This window comes from uncultured Clostridium sp., assembly GCF_963527835.1.
In the GTDB taxonomy this organism is placed as follows: domain Bacteria; phylum Bacillota; class Clostridia; order Clostridiales; family Clostridiaceae; genus Clostridium.
This window is the reverse complement of sequence record NZ_CAURTC010000039.1, coordinates 1-16,364: the sequence shown is the minus strand read 5'-3', so window position 1 is coordinate 16,364 and position 16,364 is coordinate 1. Positions and strand designations below refer to the sequence as shown.

Annotated in this window: 14 protein-coding genes; 3 read left to right on the top strand and 11 right to left on the bottom strand. The window is 27.8% G+C overall.

The window, feature by feature from the left end; all coding sequences use genetic code 11:
- Nucleotides 1–32: 32 nt before the first annotated feature.
- On the top strand, nucleotides 33–1,112 hold the full coding sequence (locus RYM86_RS15280) for a glycerol dehydrogenase (protein WP_315081560.1): 1,080 nt from the start codon (nucleotides 33–35) through the stop codon (nucleotides 1,110–1,112).
- Nucleotides 1,113–1,218: 106 nt separating this feature from the next.
- Here RYM86_RS15280 and speB read toward each other — a convergent pair whose 3' ends face one another.
- The 6 genes from speB to speD all read right to left on the bottom strand — a co-directional run bounded on the left by speB (nucleotide 1,219) and on the right by speD (nucleotide 8,106).
- A complete protein-coding gene (gene speB / locus RYM86_RS15275; RefSeq protein WP_315081559.1) occupies nucleotides 1,219–2,064 on the bottom strand; it encodes an agmatinase in 846 nt (281 codons plus the stop codon).
- Between the two features lie 80 nt (nucleotides 2,065–2,144).
- Nucleotides 2,145–3,287 carry a carboxynorspermidine decarboxylase gene (nspC, locus tag RYM86_RS15270; protein WP_315081557.1) on the bottom strand — a complete coding sequence of 381 codons (1,143 nt, stop codon included), beginning with the start codon at nucleotides 3,285–3,287 and terminating at the stop codon, nucleotides 2,145–2,147.
- Between the two features lie 418 nt (nucleotides 3,288–3,705).
- On the bottom strand, nucleotides 3,706–4,905 hold the full coding sequence (locus tag RYM86_RS15265) for a saccharopine dehydrogenase family protein (RefSeq protein ID WP_315081555.1): 1,200 nt from the start codon (nucleotides 4,903–4,905) through the stop codon (nucleotides 3,706–3,708).
- A gap of 53 nt (nucleotides 4,906–4,958) precedes the next feature.
- Entirely contained in the window at nucleotides 4,959–5,813 is an 855-nt protein-coding gene (speE, locus tag RYM86_RS15260) for a polyamine aminopropyltransferase (protein WP_315081554.1), read from the bottom strand.
- Complete coding sequence (locus RYM86_RS15255) at nucleotides 5,813–7,270, bottom strand: aminotransferase class I/II-fold pyridoxal phosphate-dependent enzyme (RefSeq protein WP_315081553.1); 1,458 nt, start codon at nucleotides 7,268–7,270, stop codon at nucleotides 5,813–5,815. The genes speE and RYM86_RS15255 overlap by 1 nt, the downstream gene beginning before the upstream one ends.
- A 17-nt stretch (nucleotides 7,271–7,287) precedes the next feature.
- Nucleotides 7,288–8,106, bottom strand: coding sequence for an adenosylmethionine decarboxylase (gene speD / locus RYM86_RS15250; protein ID WP_315081552.1), 819 nt, complete (start codon nucleotides 8,104–8,106; stop codon nucleotides 7,288–7,290).
- A gap of 558 nt (nucleotides 8,107–8,664) precedes the next feature.
- Between speD and RYM86_RS15245 the strand changes: the two genes are divergently transcribed.
- Nucleotides 8,665–9,000 (top strand): hypothetical protein, encoded by a 336-nt coding sequence (locus RYM86_RS15245; RefSeq protein WP_315081550.1) that lies wholly within the window; start codon nucleotides 8,665–8,667, stop codon nucleotides 8,998–9,000.
- 198 nt (nucleotides 9,001–9,198) lie between these two features.
- Here RYM86_RS15245 and RYM86_RS15240 read toward each other — a convergent pair whose 3' ends face one another.
- From RYM86_RS15240 to hflX, 5 genes are all read right to left on the bottom strand, one after another.
- On the bottom strand, nucleotides 9,199–9,939 hold the full coding sequence (locus RYM86_RS15240) for a YebC/PmpR family DNA-binding transcriptional regulator (RefSeq protein WP_315081549.1): 741 nt from the start codon (nucleotides 9,937–9,939) through the stop codon (nucleotides 9,199–9,201).
- A 198-nt stretch (nucleotides 9,940–10,137) separates the two neighbouring features.
- Nucleotides 10,138–10,785, bottom strand: coding sequence for a YigZ family protein (locus tag RYM86_RS15235; protein ID WP_315081548.1), 648 nt, complete (start codon nucleotides 10,783–10,785; stop codon nucleotides 10,138–10,140).
- Nucleotides 10,773–12,200, bottom strand: coding sequence for a PLP-dependent aminotransferase family protein (locus RYM86_RS15230; RefSeq protein ID WP_315081547.1), 1,428 nt, complete (start codon nucleotides 12,198–12,200; stop codon nucleotides 10,773–10,775). The genes RYM86_RS15235 and RYM86_RS15230 overlap by 13 nt, the downstream gene beginning before the upstream one ends.
- A gap of 20 nt (nucleotides 12,201–12,220) precedes the next feature.
- Nucleotides 12,221–13,129: a nucleotidyltransferase domain-containing protein gene (locus RYM86_RS15225; RefSeq protein ID WP_315081546.1), complete on the bottom strand. Its 909-nt coding sequence runs from the start codon at nucleotides 13,127–13,129 to the stop codon at nucleotides 12,221–12,223.
- Between the two features lie 235 nt (nucleotides 13,130–13,364).
- Nucleotides 13,365–15,182, bottom strand: coding sequence for a GTPase HflX (hflX, locus tag RYM86_RS15220; protein WP_315081545.1), 1,818 nt, complete (start codon nucleotides 15,180–15,182; stop codon nucleotides 13,365–13,367).
- Nucleotides 15,183–15,729: 547 nt separating this feature from the next.
- On the opposite strand from hflX, the gene hpt reads away from it, so the two are divergent.
- Nucleotides 15,730–16,251 (top strand): hypoxanthine phosphoribosyltransferase, encoded by a 522-nt coding sequence (hpt, locus tag RYM86_RS15215; protein ID WP_315081544.1) that lies wholly within the window; start codon nucleotides 15,730–15,732, stop codon nucleotides 16,249–16,251.
- Nucleotides 16,252–16,364 lie beyond the last annotated feature (113 nt).

The window sequence follows — 16,364 nt, the reverse complement described above, 5'->3', positions numbered from 1 at the left end:
ATATTATTTCATATATTTTAGGAGGAGTAGTTATGGCAAATATCATCATTTCACCAAGTAAATATGTTCAAGGAAATGGCGAACTTGAAAATATAGCAAGACATACTAGTAATTTAGGAGATAACTTTTTTGTAATCATTAGTACCTCTGGAATGAAAAGAGTTTCTAATACTATAAAAGATAGCTTTTCTAATAGTGATTCAAATTTAATATTCGAGATATTTAATGGAGAATGTTCTGAAATTGAGATAAAAAGATTGCAAAATTCATTTCAAGAAAACAACTGTAATGTTGTCATAGGAATAGGTGGCGGTAAAATACTAGATACTGCTAAAGCTGTTGCATATTATGAAAACGTTCCAGTAGTAATAACTCCTACTATAGCTTCTACAGATGCGCCTTGTAGTGCATTATCTGTTATTTATAAAGACAATGGTATTTTCGATAGATATTTATTATTAAAACAAAATCCTAATGTTGTTTTAGTAGACACAAAAATTATTGTTAATGCTCCATCAAGATTATTAATTTCCGGTATGGGAGATGCATTAGCAACATATTTTGAAGCAAGAGCTTGTAGAAGAGCAAATAGCTTGAATTTAGCTGGAGGACATATAACATTAGCTGCTGAAACATTAGCTCACGCATGTTACAAAACATTATTATCAGAAGGATATAAAGCAAAACTTGCTGTTAATAACAATGTTGTTACTAAAGCAGTTGAGAACATAGTAGAAGCAAACACCTTATTAAGTGGTTTGGGATTTGAGAGTGGAGGACTAGCTGCTGCACATGCCATACACAATGGCTTTACAATTTTGAAAGAATGTCACGACTTATATCATGGAGAAAAAGTTGCATTTGGTACTATTACACAACTAGTACTAGAAAATGCACCTATTGAAGAAATCAGAGAAGTTATAAATTTCTGTAGATCAATTGGACTTCCAACTAATCTATCTGAAATGGGAATTAAAAATATCGATAAAGATGATATAATGAGAGTAGCTGAAGCTTGTTGCGCTGAAGGTGAAACTATTCACAATATGCCATTTGACATTACAGCATATGATGTATATGCTGCTATTTTAACAGCTAACAAATTAGGATGAGCTCAACAATAACTATACCTTAAGTTTTATATAAATTATAAGTAAAAAAATGTAGATTAATGAAATACAATTCATTAATCTACACTTTTTTTGTTTTAAGTTATTATTAATACATACAAAGTAACAATTCTCTTAATACTTTGCATGCTAATGCTGTTGAACTTCCACTCTGATCGTATATTGGACAAAGTTCATTTACGTCCATCCCCACTATATTCAATTTGCTTACTTTAAATATAGCATCTAATAACTCCACAAACGTAACTCCACCAGCCTCAGGAGTTCCTGTACCTGGGAATACTGATGGATCTAATACATCTAAATCCAATGTAAAATAGACAGGTTTTCCTTTTAATTTATCAACAATATCTTCAAGTTGATTAAAATTAAACTTATTCATAAAAACATGATCTCTTCCCCAATAGATTTCATTCCTATCACCAGATCTTATTCCAAACTGAAATATTTTATTATCTCCAACTATATCCCATACTCTATGCATAACTGTTGCATGAGATAGTTTTTGTCCCAAATAATTATTTCTTAAATCTGCATGTGCATCAAAATGTATAACATGAACCTCTGGATATTTTTTGCTTATAGCTTTAAATGCACCTAATGTGACTAAATGTTCTCCACCAATCATGCATGGTATTTTATTATCATTAACTATTTTTTCTGTGAATTTTTCAATATCATTTAGTGCCTTTTCTGGATTTCCAAAACTGAGCTCTAAATCTCCTCCATCAAAAACTGCTAAATCCTCTAAATCTTTATCTTGATGAACACTATAAGTTTCAATTCCAAAAGACTCACTTCTCATTGCTTTACTAGCAAATCGCGTTCCAGGTCTAAACGATGTTGTTGAATCAAATGGTGCACCAAAAACAACTATTTTTGATTCATCGTAATTGTTATTACAACCTATAAAAGTTTCTACATTTTTATTCATAAATTCTTAAATCCTTTCTACCATAAAACATAATTTAATCCTTTATAGCTTATAAATTTATTTATTAAATTTATATATTTCTATAAACGTGATTTAAAATCCTTATATCCAAATTTCTTTATAATTTCTATACCCTTTTCATCACTATATTTAACTATAGCAGGTAAATTTATTCCATTAAAAGTATTATTTTTAACCATTGAATAAATTGCCATATCAGAAAATACTAACTTATCTCCTACTTTTAAGGGCTCTTTAAAAGAATAATCTCCTATTATATCTCCAGCAAGGCAAGTTGGTCCACCTAATCTATATGTATAACCATATTGATTAGACATACCTGAATTTATAATATGAGGTCTATACGGCATTTCAAGTACATCCGGCATATGGCAAGCTGCTGATGTATCTACTATTGCAATATTCATTCCATTTTTTATTACATCTAAAACAGTACAAACTAAAAATCCACTATTTAGTGCTACCGCTTCACCTGGTTCTAGATAAATATCAACATCATATTTATTTTTCATATATAAAATTGTCTCTACTAAAATTTCCATATTATAATCTTCTCTTGTTATGTGGTGACCTCCACCAAAATTTATCCACTTCATATTTTTTATATACTTACCAAACTTATCATCAATAACTTTAATTGTTCTAGCTAATGTATCTGAATTCTGTTCACACATAGTATGAAAATGTAGTCCATCTATTCCTTCAAGATCTTCTCTTTCAAAATTCTCTAAAGTAACTCCCATTCTTGAATTTTCAAAACAAGGATTATAAATATCTTTTTCTATCTCTGAATACTCTGGATTTATACGAATTCCACATTCTATTTTTTTTCCACTATAATTTTTAACTCTATCTTTATATAGTTTCCATTGATTAAAAGAATTAAAAACTATATGATCACAATATTTCATTATTTCATCAAATTCATCTTCTCTATATGCTGGAGAAAATATATGTACTTGTTTCCCCATTTCTTCATATCCAAGTCTAGCTTCAAAAAGTGAACTTGACGTAACTCCTTTTAAATACTTTCCTATTAAAGAGAATGTAGAATACATAGAAAAAGCTTTAGTTGCAAGAATAACATTTGCACCAGTTTCTTTTTGAACATAATCCAATTTCGCTAAGTTTTTCTTCAAAAGCCTTTCATCAACCAAGTAGCATGGTGATGGCAATTTATTTAAATCTATATTATTTAACAATAGTATTTCCCCCTTTTCAGTTAAAATAAAAATGTAGTTATGCTAGAACAAAGTAGCTGCACTATCAATTTTTAACTAATATTTCACTTATCTTAGATTTTACGAGCCTTTAATGATTGAGAAATTCTATAAAATATGCAAATTCTTAAATTCTTTTATTATTCTAAAATATTCTTAGATAAATATATTTTTGTTTCTTATATCAAGAATGATGAAGAAATTTTTTTCTTCATCATTGCAAAAAAACTCTTTATTTTTATATATATTTCCAGATTAAAATTACCAAAATATGCTTTAAAAACAGGATTAATATATACAATAGGAAAAGTGGCATTGTAATTGGACTTTGAGAATTCCTAAGTTCAATTACTCAGCCCACTTTACTTATTCATATATTAATACTTCATTAAAACATAAATTATTTTATTAAAGTTGGATTAAAATCTTCTTGCCATGGTAATCCCCATTTATTTAATTCATCCATAAATGGATCTGGATTAAATTCTTCAATATTATGAACGCCTGGTTTATTCCATAATCCTTTTAATATCATGCTTGCACCAATCATAGCTGGAACCCCTGTTGTATAAGAAATTGCTTGTGAGCCTACTTCTTTATAGCATTCCTCATGATCACATATATTATAAACATAGTAAGTTTTTTCTTCTCCATCCTTTATTCCTTGGAATATACATCCTATATTAGTTTTACCCTTAGTTCTTGGTCCTAATGATGCTGGATCTGGTAAAACAGCTTTTAAAAATTGTAATGGAACTATTTTTTGTCCTTCAAATTCTATAGGTTCAATAGAAGTCATTCCAACGTTTTCAAGAACTCTTAAATGAGTTAAATATTTTTCTGAGAAAGTCATCCAAAATCTAATTCTCTTAATCCCCTTAATATTAAGCCCTAAAGATTCTAACTCTTCATGATGTAATAAATAAATATCCTTTGGTCCTATTTGTGGTAAATCATAACTTTCCTTTAATTCAAGTGGCTTTGTTTCTACCCACTTTCCATTCTCCCAGTAGCTTCCGTCAGCTGTAATCTCTCTAATATTAATCTCCGGATTGAAATTAGTTGCAAAAGGATAACCATGATCCCCGGCATTTGCATCAACTATGTCTATATAATGAATTTCATCAAAATAATGCTTTTGTGCATAAGCACTGAAAACACCTGTAACACCTGGATCAAATCCACTACCAAGTAAAGCTATTATTCCCGCTTCTTCAAATTTTTTCTTATACGCCCATTGCCACTTATATTCAAATTTTGCAGTATCAAGAGGTTCATAATTAGCTGTATCTACATAATGAGTTTTTGTAGCTAAACATGCATCCATAATAGTTAAATCTTGATATGGAAGTGCAAGATTTATTACAACATCTGGTTTAAATCTCTCTATAAGTTCAATAAGCTCGTCTACATTGTCTGCATCTACCTTAGCTGTTTGTATTTTTGTTTTTCCACCATCTAATTTAGCTTTTAAAGCATCACATTTTGATAATGTTCTGCTTGCAATACAGATTTCTTCAAACACATCAGAATTTTGACAACATTTATGAATTGCCACACTCGCAACTCCACCTGCACCAATAATTAAAGCTCTTCCCATTTTTCATTCCTCCAATTCATTTATGTAAACATATTTTTTCTATATCTTTATACCTATTCTTTATCTTCATTAAGCATATCTCTCACATAAGTAGGTAATGCAAAGCACCCTACATGAAGATCTGTATTGTAATACTTTGTTTGTATTCCTAAGCTATTCCAAGTTTCTGCATTAAGATCTTTAATTGGATCATATTTTTTAGAAGCAAATCCAAATAACCAGTGTCCTGATGGATAAGTTGGAATATGTGCTTGATATACCTTGTTTATAGGAAATAATCCTTGTATTTTTTCATGAGCATCTTTCATTGATTTTGCATAATACTCATAATATGGACTTTCATGTTGATTAACTAATATTCCATCTTCACTTAATGCCTTATAGCAATTTCCATAAAATTCTTTAGTAAATAAACCTTCTCCTGGTCCAAAAGGATCAGTTGAATCTACTATTATCAAATCATATTCATTTTCTTTATTACGAACAAATTTCAATCCATCTTCATATACAATATTTACTCTTTCTTCTTCAAGCTTGCATGCTGTTTTAGGTAGATATTTTTTGCATACTTCAACAACTCTCTCATCTATTTCAACCATATCTATTTTTTCGATATTCTTATATCTTGTTAGCTCTCTTATAGTTCCTCCATCCCCTGCACCTATAACTAAAACATTTTTTATATTAAGATTAGTTGCCATAGGAACATGGACTATCATGTCATGATAAATGAATTCATCTTTTTCTGTCACCATCATTAATCCATCTAAAGTAAAGAACCTCCCAAACTCTTTAGATTCTAAAATATCAATTCGTTGGAATTTACTTTGCTCTGTATATAACTCTCTATCAACTCTTATAGAAAACTTAACATCTTCAGTATGTTTTTCCGTATACCATAATTCCATTATTCTTCCTCCACAACATTAATATTCTCAATCTTTGCATCTTCTGTTCCAGTTAAAAAACATCCTTTTTCTTTTGCATAACTTATATAATCTAAAATTTCTTTAGTTATTTTTTCACCTGGTGCAAGAATAGGAATTCCTGGTGGATAACACATTACAAATTCAGCACATATTTTCCCTGAGCTTTCATTCATGGGTATAGAAATCTTAGGTGAATAAAAAGCTTCTTGAGGCGTAAATATAACTTCTGGATTTATATATTCATGATCAAACATACCTGCCTTATCTTTTGAGTGTAATCTCTTAATTTCTGATAACGCTGAAATTAATCTCTCTATAGTTAAAGCCCCATCTCCAACAGATATAATTGCAAGTATATTAGCAATATCTCCAAGCTCTATTTGTATTCCATATTCATCTCTTAAAATATCGTATACTTCTATACCAGCAAGTCCTATGTCTCTAGTAAAAATAGATAATTTTGTTCTATCAAAATCAAAAACCGCATCATTATCTATTAATTCTTCTGAAAATGCATAATATCCATCTATCTTATTTATTTCATCTCTAGCATACTGAGCAAGATTCTTTACCTTTTTAAAAATTTCTTTTCCATTAAGTACAAGGTCTCTTCTTGCTAAATCTAATGATGACATTAAAAGATACGAACCACTTGTTGTTTGCGTTAAATTAATTATTTGTCTCACATATCCTACACGTAAATCACAATTTAAAAGTAAAAATGAACTTTGTGTTAATGATCCCCCTGTCTTATGCATACTAACAGCTGCCATATCTGCACCTGCTTCTATTGCTGATACTGGCATATCTTCTCCAAAATAAAAATGAGTACCATGCGCTTCATCTACTAAAACATACATTCCATGTTCATGAGCTAATTTAGTAATCTCTTTTAAATTTGAACAAATTCCATAGTAAGTTGGATTATTTACAAGTACAGCTTTAGCATCTGGATTTTCTTTAATTGCTCTTTTTACATCTTCAACAGACATACCAAGAGGTATTCCTAATTTTTTATTAACACCTGGATTTATATAAACTGGTATAGCACCACTAATTACCAACGCATTTATTGCACTTCTATGCACATTACGAGGCATTATAACCTTTTCATCTCTTCTACAAACGCTCATAACCATAGCTTGCACTGCTGAGGTTGTTCCATTTACCATAAAGAAAGCATATTTAGAGCCAAAAGCATCTGCCGCAAGACATTCAGCTTCTTTTATAATTGATACTGGATGACAAAGGTTATCTAAAGGCTTCATTGAATTTACATCAACAGATAAACATTGTTCACCTAAAAATTCTTTAAGCATGGGATTTCCTCTCCCCTGCTTATGTCCTGGCACATCAAAAGGTACAACTCTTGCTTTCTTGTATTTCATCAAAGCTTCATAAATTGGAGCCTTTGAGTGAGATTCCTTATCTTTCATATCATTAATCCCCCTCATCAATATATATTAGTTCCACTGAAAATCTCTATCATCTCTTTACGCAAATTATTTTCAATTTCAAGCCTTTGTTTAGGTTTGATTTCATAAACATCTCTGTTAAAAAGGTAATTTTGAAGTTCAATTTCTTTAATTAACATTTTGGTATGAAATATATTTGATTGATACACGTTTATATCCATCGCATCATATTTCTTTAACGTGTTTTCATCAATATAATCTTGTATTGATGTTATCTTATGATCTATAAAGAGCTTTTTCCCATCAACATCTCGTGTAAATCCTCTAACACGATAATCAATTGTTATAATATCTGAATCAAAACTCCCAATGAGATAATTTAATGCATTTAGTGGAGATACTTCTCCACAAGTAGATACATCAATATCTACACGAAAAGTAGCAATTGAATTATCTGGATGATATTCCGGATAAGTGTGTACCGTTACATGGCTTTTATCCAAATGCCCTACAATAGTATCTCTTGTCTTTAAAATATCAATTTGTCCAAGATTACATGATTTATCTATTTCTTTCACAGCAAGGGTCTCTTCTGATATAAGTATCGTTACACTAGCACCTTGTGGATCATAATCTTGTTTTGAAATATTAAGCACATGAGCACCTATTATTTCCGTCACATCACACAAAATATTTGTAAGTCTTTCCGAATTGTATTGCTCATCAATATAAGCAATATACTCCTTTTGCTCTCGCTCACTTTTTGCATAGCATACATCATAGATGTTAAAGCTAAGTGTTTTGGTGAGGTTGTTAAAGCCGTATAGTTTCAGCTTATTTTCCAACCCTAACATCACAACCTTTCTCTATAAAAATAACACTTTATTATTTAATTAATTATAGTCTTCTATTTTAAGTAAGCATATATAAAAAGGCTAAAAATTTGTTTTAAAACTTGTATGTTTTCTTAGAAATTCTTACAAATACTTAACTTTTAGTTTAGCTATCCTTAATCTTATGCTATTGTACATTTTACTATATTTTTATTTTAATTGCTACTATTTTTTAGATTTTTTACCATTTTTTCTTAAATAACTTGTAACAAGTTCAATATTTCAAAAAAATTTTTTGTTGTAAAAAGTACTTATAAAATGTATAAACATCTCATTTAAAAGAATTTTATCAATGAAAAGTCATCTTATTAATATACTAATTTTTAAAATTTAATAGAAAAATATACTTTTATAAACCAATGATTTTTTATGTTATATATTACTTTATGTGTATGCTAATAACATGAAATATAACTTTTTAAGTACTTTCTATATAATATTTTTAATATTTTTATAATGCTATATGATATAATATCTTATGTATTTGTAAAAACATAAATAATAAAAAGGGGATAAATTTATATGGATAAAAATTATATTAATGCACTAGATGCTGCTAAAGAATATAATTTATATTTAAAGGTAGTTACATCAGTAAAATCTTTTGATACATACAATAGCTTTTTTAACATATTTGATCAATATGATGATGCTTGTAGAAGAGTTGTTGTATTAACAAAATATGAAGAATTAGAAGAAGTTTATGAAGAGGATCCAACTAAAGAAGTTGATTCTAGTAAAATAATAGATGGATGTATATATCTTAAAAGTGCATCATTACTTACAAGACCTGATAAAATTGACTGTAGTGATCTATTAGTAGATAAAAATTTAGTTAAAGAATTGGCTAATAAATAGTTGATATTTTAGTATTCCTAAATTTAATTACTCAGTCCAGCTTTTCTTATGCATATATCAACATTTTGCTAAAACATAACCTAATTTTTAATAAAAAAGCACCTTTAATATCAATATGAATTCTTGTTGATATTAAAGGTGTTCTTATTTCAATGTAATATTACTTAGCATTTTATTAGAACAAAATCTAAATAAGTTCTATTCTTCCCATCCATCAGGGAACTCAGCGTTGTGATACACTTCTTGAACGTCTTCATCATCTTCAAGCAAGTCTAACATCTTTTGGAACTTCTTAGAATCTGCTTCATCTATTGCTGTGTATGTATCTGGAATCATTTTAACATCTGCTTCTAAGAACTCAATTCCTGCTGCTTCTAAAGCTTCTCTTACTGTTCCGAAATCTTCTGGTGTAGTTGTTACTACGAATACTTCTTCTTCATCGCTATTAAAATCTTCTGCGCCAGCATCTAATGCAAGCATCATCATTTCATCTTCGTCTTTGTCAGCTTTTTCGATTACAAGTTCACCTTTTTCTTGGAACATGAATCCTACACATCCTGATGTACCCATGTTTCCGCCACCTTTTGTGAACGCACTTCTTACATTACCAGCTGATCTATTTTTATTATCAGTAAGTGTTTCAACAATTACAGCTACTCCACTAGGGCCATAACCTTCATAAATTATGTTTTCATAATTAACTGATCCTAATTCACCTGATGCCTTTTTAATTGATCTTGTTATAGTATCATTAGGCATGTTCGCAGCTTTTGCTTTTGCAATAATATCTCTTAATCTATTATTTATTTCTGGACTAGGTCCACCATTTTTAACAGCTACCATTAATTCTTTACCTATTTTAGTAAAGATCTTACCTCTTTTTGCATCTGTTTTACCCTTCTTAGCTTGAATATTATGCCACTTTGAGTGTCCTGACATATTGTTTTCCTCCTTACTTTAATTTAAGTATATAAATTGTATTAACAAATCTAAATAAACATTAATTATTAATATAGATTTTCAATTACAATAATATAATTAATCTACCTTTATTTTAATATATACTTTAATATAAAAATCACCAAAAATTATATCATAACAACGATTGCTATTCAAGCAATTGCTATAATATGTAAACTAAATACACTTATATAATCTATTTTCTTCTTTAAAATATATTTCTTCATCGCTCTTAGATATTATTATTTTTCCACTGCTACATTCAATCATTTCTTTTTCCATATTTTCTATAATATCTTTTTCCGCTAATATATGAACTATCACTTTATCTGTATATTCAGTATCTTCTATATGCCATAAATTTTGTGCACATATATATTGAACTTTTCCAAATAAATCATAATCCATTTCTAGACTTAATTTTAATCCTACAACTTTCTCAACTACTCCAGCACACTTTATTGATATACTTGCACCTTTAGTATAAGCTCTAGTAAGTCCCCCTGTTCCAAGCAAAACTCCACCAAAATATCTGGTTACTACTACAGCACAATCAGTTATACCGCTCTTTTTCATAACTTCTAATATAGGTATTCCTGCTGTTCCCTGAGGTTCACCATCATCAGAATATCTTTGAATATTCATATTTTCACCTATAACATATGCCCAGCAATTATGTCTTGCTTGTTTATGCATATTTTTTATTTCACTAACAAAGGCTTTAGCTTCTTCTTCGCTTTCCACACGTTTTGCATATCCTATAAATTCAGATTTCTTTTCTTCAAATCTGTCTTCACCAAAATTTCTTATAGTTATATATGACACTTAATTAACTCCTCTCTTAAAATATTGAGCCCCTTTATAATTTTATTTTCATCAGTTTGATAAAAACCTATTCTAAATGTATTTTTTCCATCTTTGTGAGATGTGAAAAACATTATTCCTGGGGTTATATATACCCCTTTTTTTCTTAGTCTTAAAAATAATTCTTTAGAATTCATTTTACTATCCTTTAGGGTTAGATAAAAGTTTAATCCTCCTTTAGGATCAACATAACTTACCAAATCTTTAAAATCATTATCTAATATTTTTTGCATTGTCTTATATCTTTTACTGTATTCAATATTTAAAGCTTTAATGTTTTCCTTCCACTTGCTTTCATATATATATATATCTAGAGCTCTTTGCATTAGACTTGAAGTAGTTATATCTGTATTAAATTTGGAATTTTGAAGACTTTCTCTAAAAATTTCAGGTGCAACTAAATATCCAAGTCTTATTCCAGGTAAAAATATTTTAGAAAAACTTTTAATATAGATAACTCTTTCATTTCTATCTAGCCATTTAAAAGGAATGTATTTTATTGATTTTTCATATATAAGTTCAGATAAATAGTCATCCTCCATTATATAAAAATCATATATTTCTGCTAATTCTAAAATTCTCTTCTTTTTTTCTAGACTGTAACTAACTCCTGTTGGATTTTGAAAATAACTCATAGTATAAAAACATCTTATATTATTTTTTTTAAGTATTTTTTCAAACTTATCTAAATCTACTCCATCTTCTTTTATTGGCACTTCAAAAATATTAGCTTTTTTCCACTTAAATACCGATAATGCACCTCCATAAGTAGGTTTTTCTACTACTACATTATCATTTATATTTAAAATACCTTTTGAAACTATATCTATACCTTGTTGAGCACCAGATACAATAAGTATATCTTCTTCATTTAATTGATTGTCCCAGAAAACATTATTTATTGTTGATATTAGATTCTTATAACCATATGAATTATTAGATATAAGTGCATTTGCACCATCCCTATCTAAAACCTTATCTATAATTTCTTTTAAATCTTCTATTGGAAATAGTACCTCAGTATTAGTTTCCCCTGTGAAATCAACTATATTATGTAATTCATCTATTCTTAATTTTTTTAATGTATTTAAATACTCTCTTCTAAATATATTAGGTAATTCCTTTACTTTTGCATATGTTCCACTGCCAACTTTTTGATAAGCATATCCTTCAGCTTTTAGTTTTTTATATGCATTAACAACAGTAACTGAATTAACTCCTAAAACCTTTGATAACTCTCTTATTGTAGGCAATTTTTCTTTATCTTTTATTACTCTTTTCTCTATTAAACTTTTTGTAAAATTAGATATTTGCATATACTTAGGTATCTCTTCTTTAAATTCCATCTCTTTATATAATTTAATATATTCCCCCATTATCAAAACCCTCTATAAATCTAAAAATTATAATTTTTGCATGAATATACATTTTCATTGATTAACTTTTTACTATTTTCTATATCTAATTTTCTTATATCTTTTTTTACTAAATTTCTCTTTAGTAATTCTTTTAATATATCTTCTATTTTTATATCAAACTCTTTAAATCTCACATCATTTTTTATTTCATATGAACTTAGAAAAGTTCTTTTTTCATTTAGAAATTCTAATAAAGCTTTAGTTGATGCAACTATGTTTAACTCTAAAAATCTTTCAATATACACTAATGTGTTTTCTATACTTTCCTTTGACATTGGCTCATAAAATAAATCATTTATAATATTATTAAAATCATCATTTAAATTTGTTGCCATCCTAACAGCATCTTTACTCACTGTATATCCATTTAAATTTAAATATAATTTTGAAAAGCTATCCAAAGCTCTTATTAAAATTTCATATGAAGTAAATACACTGTCATTATGTAAATATTTTTTAGTTACTCTAAGATCTTTTATAAGTTTTCCTAAATAAACTAAATTCCATTTTTCAATATGTTTATCTAAACTATATCTTGCTTCATTAAAAGTTGAAGTTATTTCATCATCTCTTGAAAATACAATTTTAGAAGATAATAATATATTTCTTGCAAAACCTTTTTTTCCATCACTTTTATATAAGTTTAGAAAGTTCTCTTTGCTTAATAACTTCATATGAACATCTATTCCTAATATTTCTGAATATACATCCCTAATTTCATTGAAATTATCTTTATATAAAACAAATAAATCTATATCAGACTCATCCCATAGATCTCCACTTACTATACTTCCGAAAGCAAATATAGCTAAAACTTTCTTATTAACTTTTAAATCATTTATTAACTTTTGAAATGACTTTTGATATTCTAATATTAATTTTAACATTATAATTCGCTCCTTTTCTCCATTTAATTATTATAACTTAAATGAATAATCATTTAAAGAATTGTTATATTTTATAATTTCTTAAAAAACAAAAAAATTCTTAGTTTTAAAATGGAATCTTTGCATAAAACATTTTAAAATAGACTTATTATTTTTTATATCTATTTTTAGATTCCATTCTATTTTACCTAAGAATTTTTTAATAAATCAGCTCTTAAATTTTATGAATTATTTACTAGCTTAGTACATTTAAAACATATTCCTTAGTTTTGTTATATACTTCATCATCAACTTCAACAATCATAAATGTTCCATTATCTCTATAATCTTCTTCTAAGACTCTACCATTTCTGTGTAAAAATGATTGCATATTACTTTTATCATAAGGAATTAAATATTCTGCCTTTTTATAATTATAAGGAAGTTTTTCTTCTATTAATGATAAACATTCTTCTAAATTTATTCCTTGCTTAGCAGATATTTTTATCATTACTTGTTCTTTATTAGTTTCATCATTTTCTATAAATTTAATAAAGTTATTTATTTGTTCTTCTGTTGCTTTATCTATCTTATTTAAAACTAATATTGTTTCTTTATCAATTGCCTCTAATTCTGTTAATACTTCATTTACTGCTTTATACTGTTCTATTGCAGTTTCTGAAGATACATCAACTACATGACATAAGATATCAGAAAATATTACTTCTTCTAATGTTGACTTAAATGCTTCAACTAAATCATGTGGTAATTTTCTAACAAACCCAACTGTATCTGTTAATGTAATTAACCCCTTATTTTTTAATGTTAAAGCTCTTGTTGTAGTATCAAGTGTTGCAAATAACATATCTGCTTCAAATACTTTCTCTTTTCCTACAGTATCTTTTCTTGCTGATAAATCACAAAGAACATTTCTTAAAGTTGATTTTCCTGCATTAGTATAACCTGCAAGTGACACCTTAGGAATACTTTCTTTATTTCTTTTTTCTCTTTGTACTTCTCTCGTCTTCTTTATTCTTTTTAGCTCTTTTCTTAAGTCATAGATAGTTTCCATTATATGTCTTCTATCTGTTTCTAGCTTCTTTTCTCCAGGACCTCTAGTTCCAATACCACCACCTGTTCTTGAAAGTATTGTACCTAATCCATGTAATCTACTTAATCTATATTTAAGTTGCGCAAGTTCAACTTGTATTTTTGCTTCTTTACTCTTAGCTCTTGTTGCAAATATTTCAAGAATTAATGTAGTTCTATCTATAACTTTTGCTCCTAAAGCTGCTTCTAAATTTCTAACTTGTGATCCTGTTAATTCATCATCAAATATTATTACATTAGCTCTTTCTATTTGTCTGATAGAAGCTATTTCTAATACTTTTCCTCTTCCTATAAAGAATGAAGGATCAATTTTATTTCTGCTTTGAAATACAGTTTGCAACACTGGAATATTGCAAGCTTTTGTAAGTTCCTCTAACTCTTCTAAGCTTTCTTTTGTATCAGAACCTACTAATATTGCCTTTTCACCAGTTTCTTCTATAACATCATTAACTTTTATTAGATTTTCTATAAACTTAATCTTATCCAATATATTTATAGACGTAATTTCCTCTAAAGATAGATTCATACTTTCATCATATTCTAACTTATTGTTATAAAGTCTAAGAAGACCTAATGAAAAATCTCTTATTTCTCCTTCTTCACTTATAGCAACTGATACAATAGCATCTAATTTTAATTTTAAAAGCGCAGTCACATCTAATGCAGAAAGATTACAATAGCCATTAGGATGAGTATGTATAACTCTAACCCCTGATAATCGCTTTTCACTTATGTCTATTAAAGGCACTTCAACCGATGTAGAATCTCCAATAGCCACTGACGTAACATTACCCTTTCTATTTATTGCTACACTTACTTCTCTTTCAATATTTGCTGATACCCTAGCAATTATATTTAAGATTTCTATGTTACATACTTCATCTTTAGAAGTTCTAATAGAATGTATTTTTTCTAATTCACTTAAAATAGAATTTTTTATTCCATCAATATTTCCCTCTATCATTATAATTATCACCTCAAACTTTAATTTTATCACTTTGTTTTTAATGTGTATTAGAGTAACACTACTATGCTATTCTTTGTTAGTGGAAATTCAATATTGCTATGTGAAAGCCAATTAATTTATTCCTTAACCTTTAAATTCTGAGCTAACTTTTCGTATAGGATTACATTTAATTCTTCCTTTAAATTTTAAAAGAATATATAATTTCTTGTACAACAACAAAGTGAATTTTTATATTTTATGCTTTTTGTTAATTTCCACATTATCATTATAACTTATCATATATACAAGTTATCATCAAATTAACCTTACTATAATTTCATAAATAATAAATTAGTTCAATCTTATCTTAAGAACTTTCATATAATTTTATACTATTAATATTTCCTTGTAAATAAACCATCAAAATAATGAGACATCCATCTTGACAATATTCCTAATATTTTATACTATTAAACTACTTTAAAGAAACATAATGAGATATATTAGAGGAGGTGACCTGTTGTTAAATCTTTGTTATGATTTTAGATTTTAACAACAGAATGGCATGGATAATAAAAAGCGTAATATACTTTTTTCTAAAGAAAAAATTGATGCTAGAATAGAAGAATTAGGTAAAGTTATCACTGAAGATTATAAAGATAAAAACCTTTATGTTTTATCTTTATTAAGAGGTAGCTTTATATATGCAGCTGATTTAGTTAGAGCAATAGATACAAAAACTAAAATAGGCTTTATGACTACTTCAAGCTACGGTCATGATGAAATATCTTCAGGAAAAGTTAAAGTAATTAATGATATTCCTGATAATATTGAAGGATATGATGTTCTTATTGTTGATGATATCATCGACACTGGTATAACAATGAATTTTGTTGTTAATCACGTAAAAATTTTAGGTGCTGCTTCAGTTAAAACTTGTGTTTTACTTGACAAACCATCAAGAAGAACAGTTGAAATTGAACCTGACTATTGTTGTTTTACAATTGAAGATCTTTTTGTAGTTGGTTATGGATTAAATTATGGAGATCATTACAGAAATATTCCTTACGTATTTAACTGGCAATAAATTTATAATCCTTTTTACATATTAAAAGATTATAATCTAAAAAAGAAGCCTGTATTTATAAAATGGACCCTATGTCAAGGACATTTAAAAAGAGGATTAAGCAGCTAAAAGCT

Bases quoted from the DNA above. Each gene is read 5' to 3' on its own strand.
- RYM86_RS15280 (WP_315081560.1), top strand. From the start codon at position 33: ATGGCAAATATCATCATTTCACCAAGTAAATATGTTCAAGGAAATGGC.
- speB (WP_315081559.1), bottom strand. From the start codon at position 2,064: ATGAATAAAAATGTAGAAACTTTTATAGGTTGTAATAACAATTACGAT.
- RYM86_RS15265 (WP_315081555.1), bottom strand. From the start codon at position 4,905: ATGGGAAGAGCTTTAATTATTGGTGCAGGTGGAGTTGCGAGTGTGGCA.
- speE (WP_315081554.1), bottom strand. From the start codon at position 5,813: ATGGAATTATGGTATACGGAAAAACATACTGAAGATGTTAAGTTTTCT.
- RYM86_RS15255 (WP_315081553.1), bottom strand. From the start codon at position 7,270: ATGAAAGATAAGGAATCTCACTCAAAGGCTCCAATTTATGAAGCTTTG.
- RYM86_RS15245 (WP_315081550.1), top strand. From the start codon at position 8,665: ATGGATAAAAATTATATTAATGCACTAGATGCTGCTAAAGAATATAAT.
- RYM86_RS15240 (WP_315081549.1), bottom strand. From the start codon at position 9,939: ATGTCAGGACACTCAAAGTGGCATAATATTCAAGCTAAGAAGGGTAAA.
- RYM86_RS15230 (WP_315081547.1), bottom strand. From the start codon at position 12,200: ATGGGGGAATATATTAAATTATATAAAGAGATGGAATTTAAAGAAGAG.
- RYM86_RS15225 (WP_315081546.1), bottom strand. From the start codon at position 13,129: ATGTTAAAATTAATATTAGAATATCAAAAGTCATTTCAAAAGTTAATA.
- hflX (WP_315081545.1), bottom strand. From the start codon at position 15,182: ATGATAGAGGGAAATATTGATGGAATAAAAAATTCTATTTTAAGTGAA.
- hpt (WP_315081544.1), top strand. From the start codon at position 15,730: ATGGATAATAAAAAGCGTAATATACTTTTTTCTAAAGAAAAAATTGAT.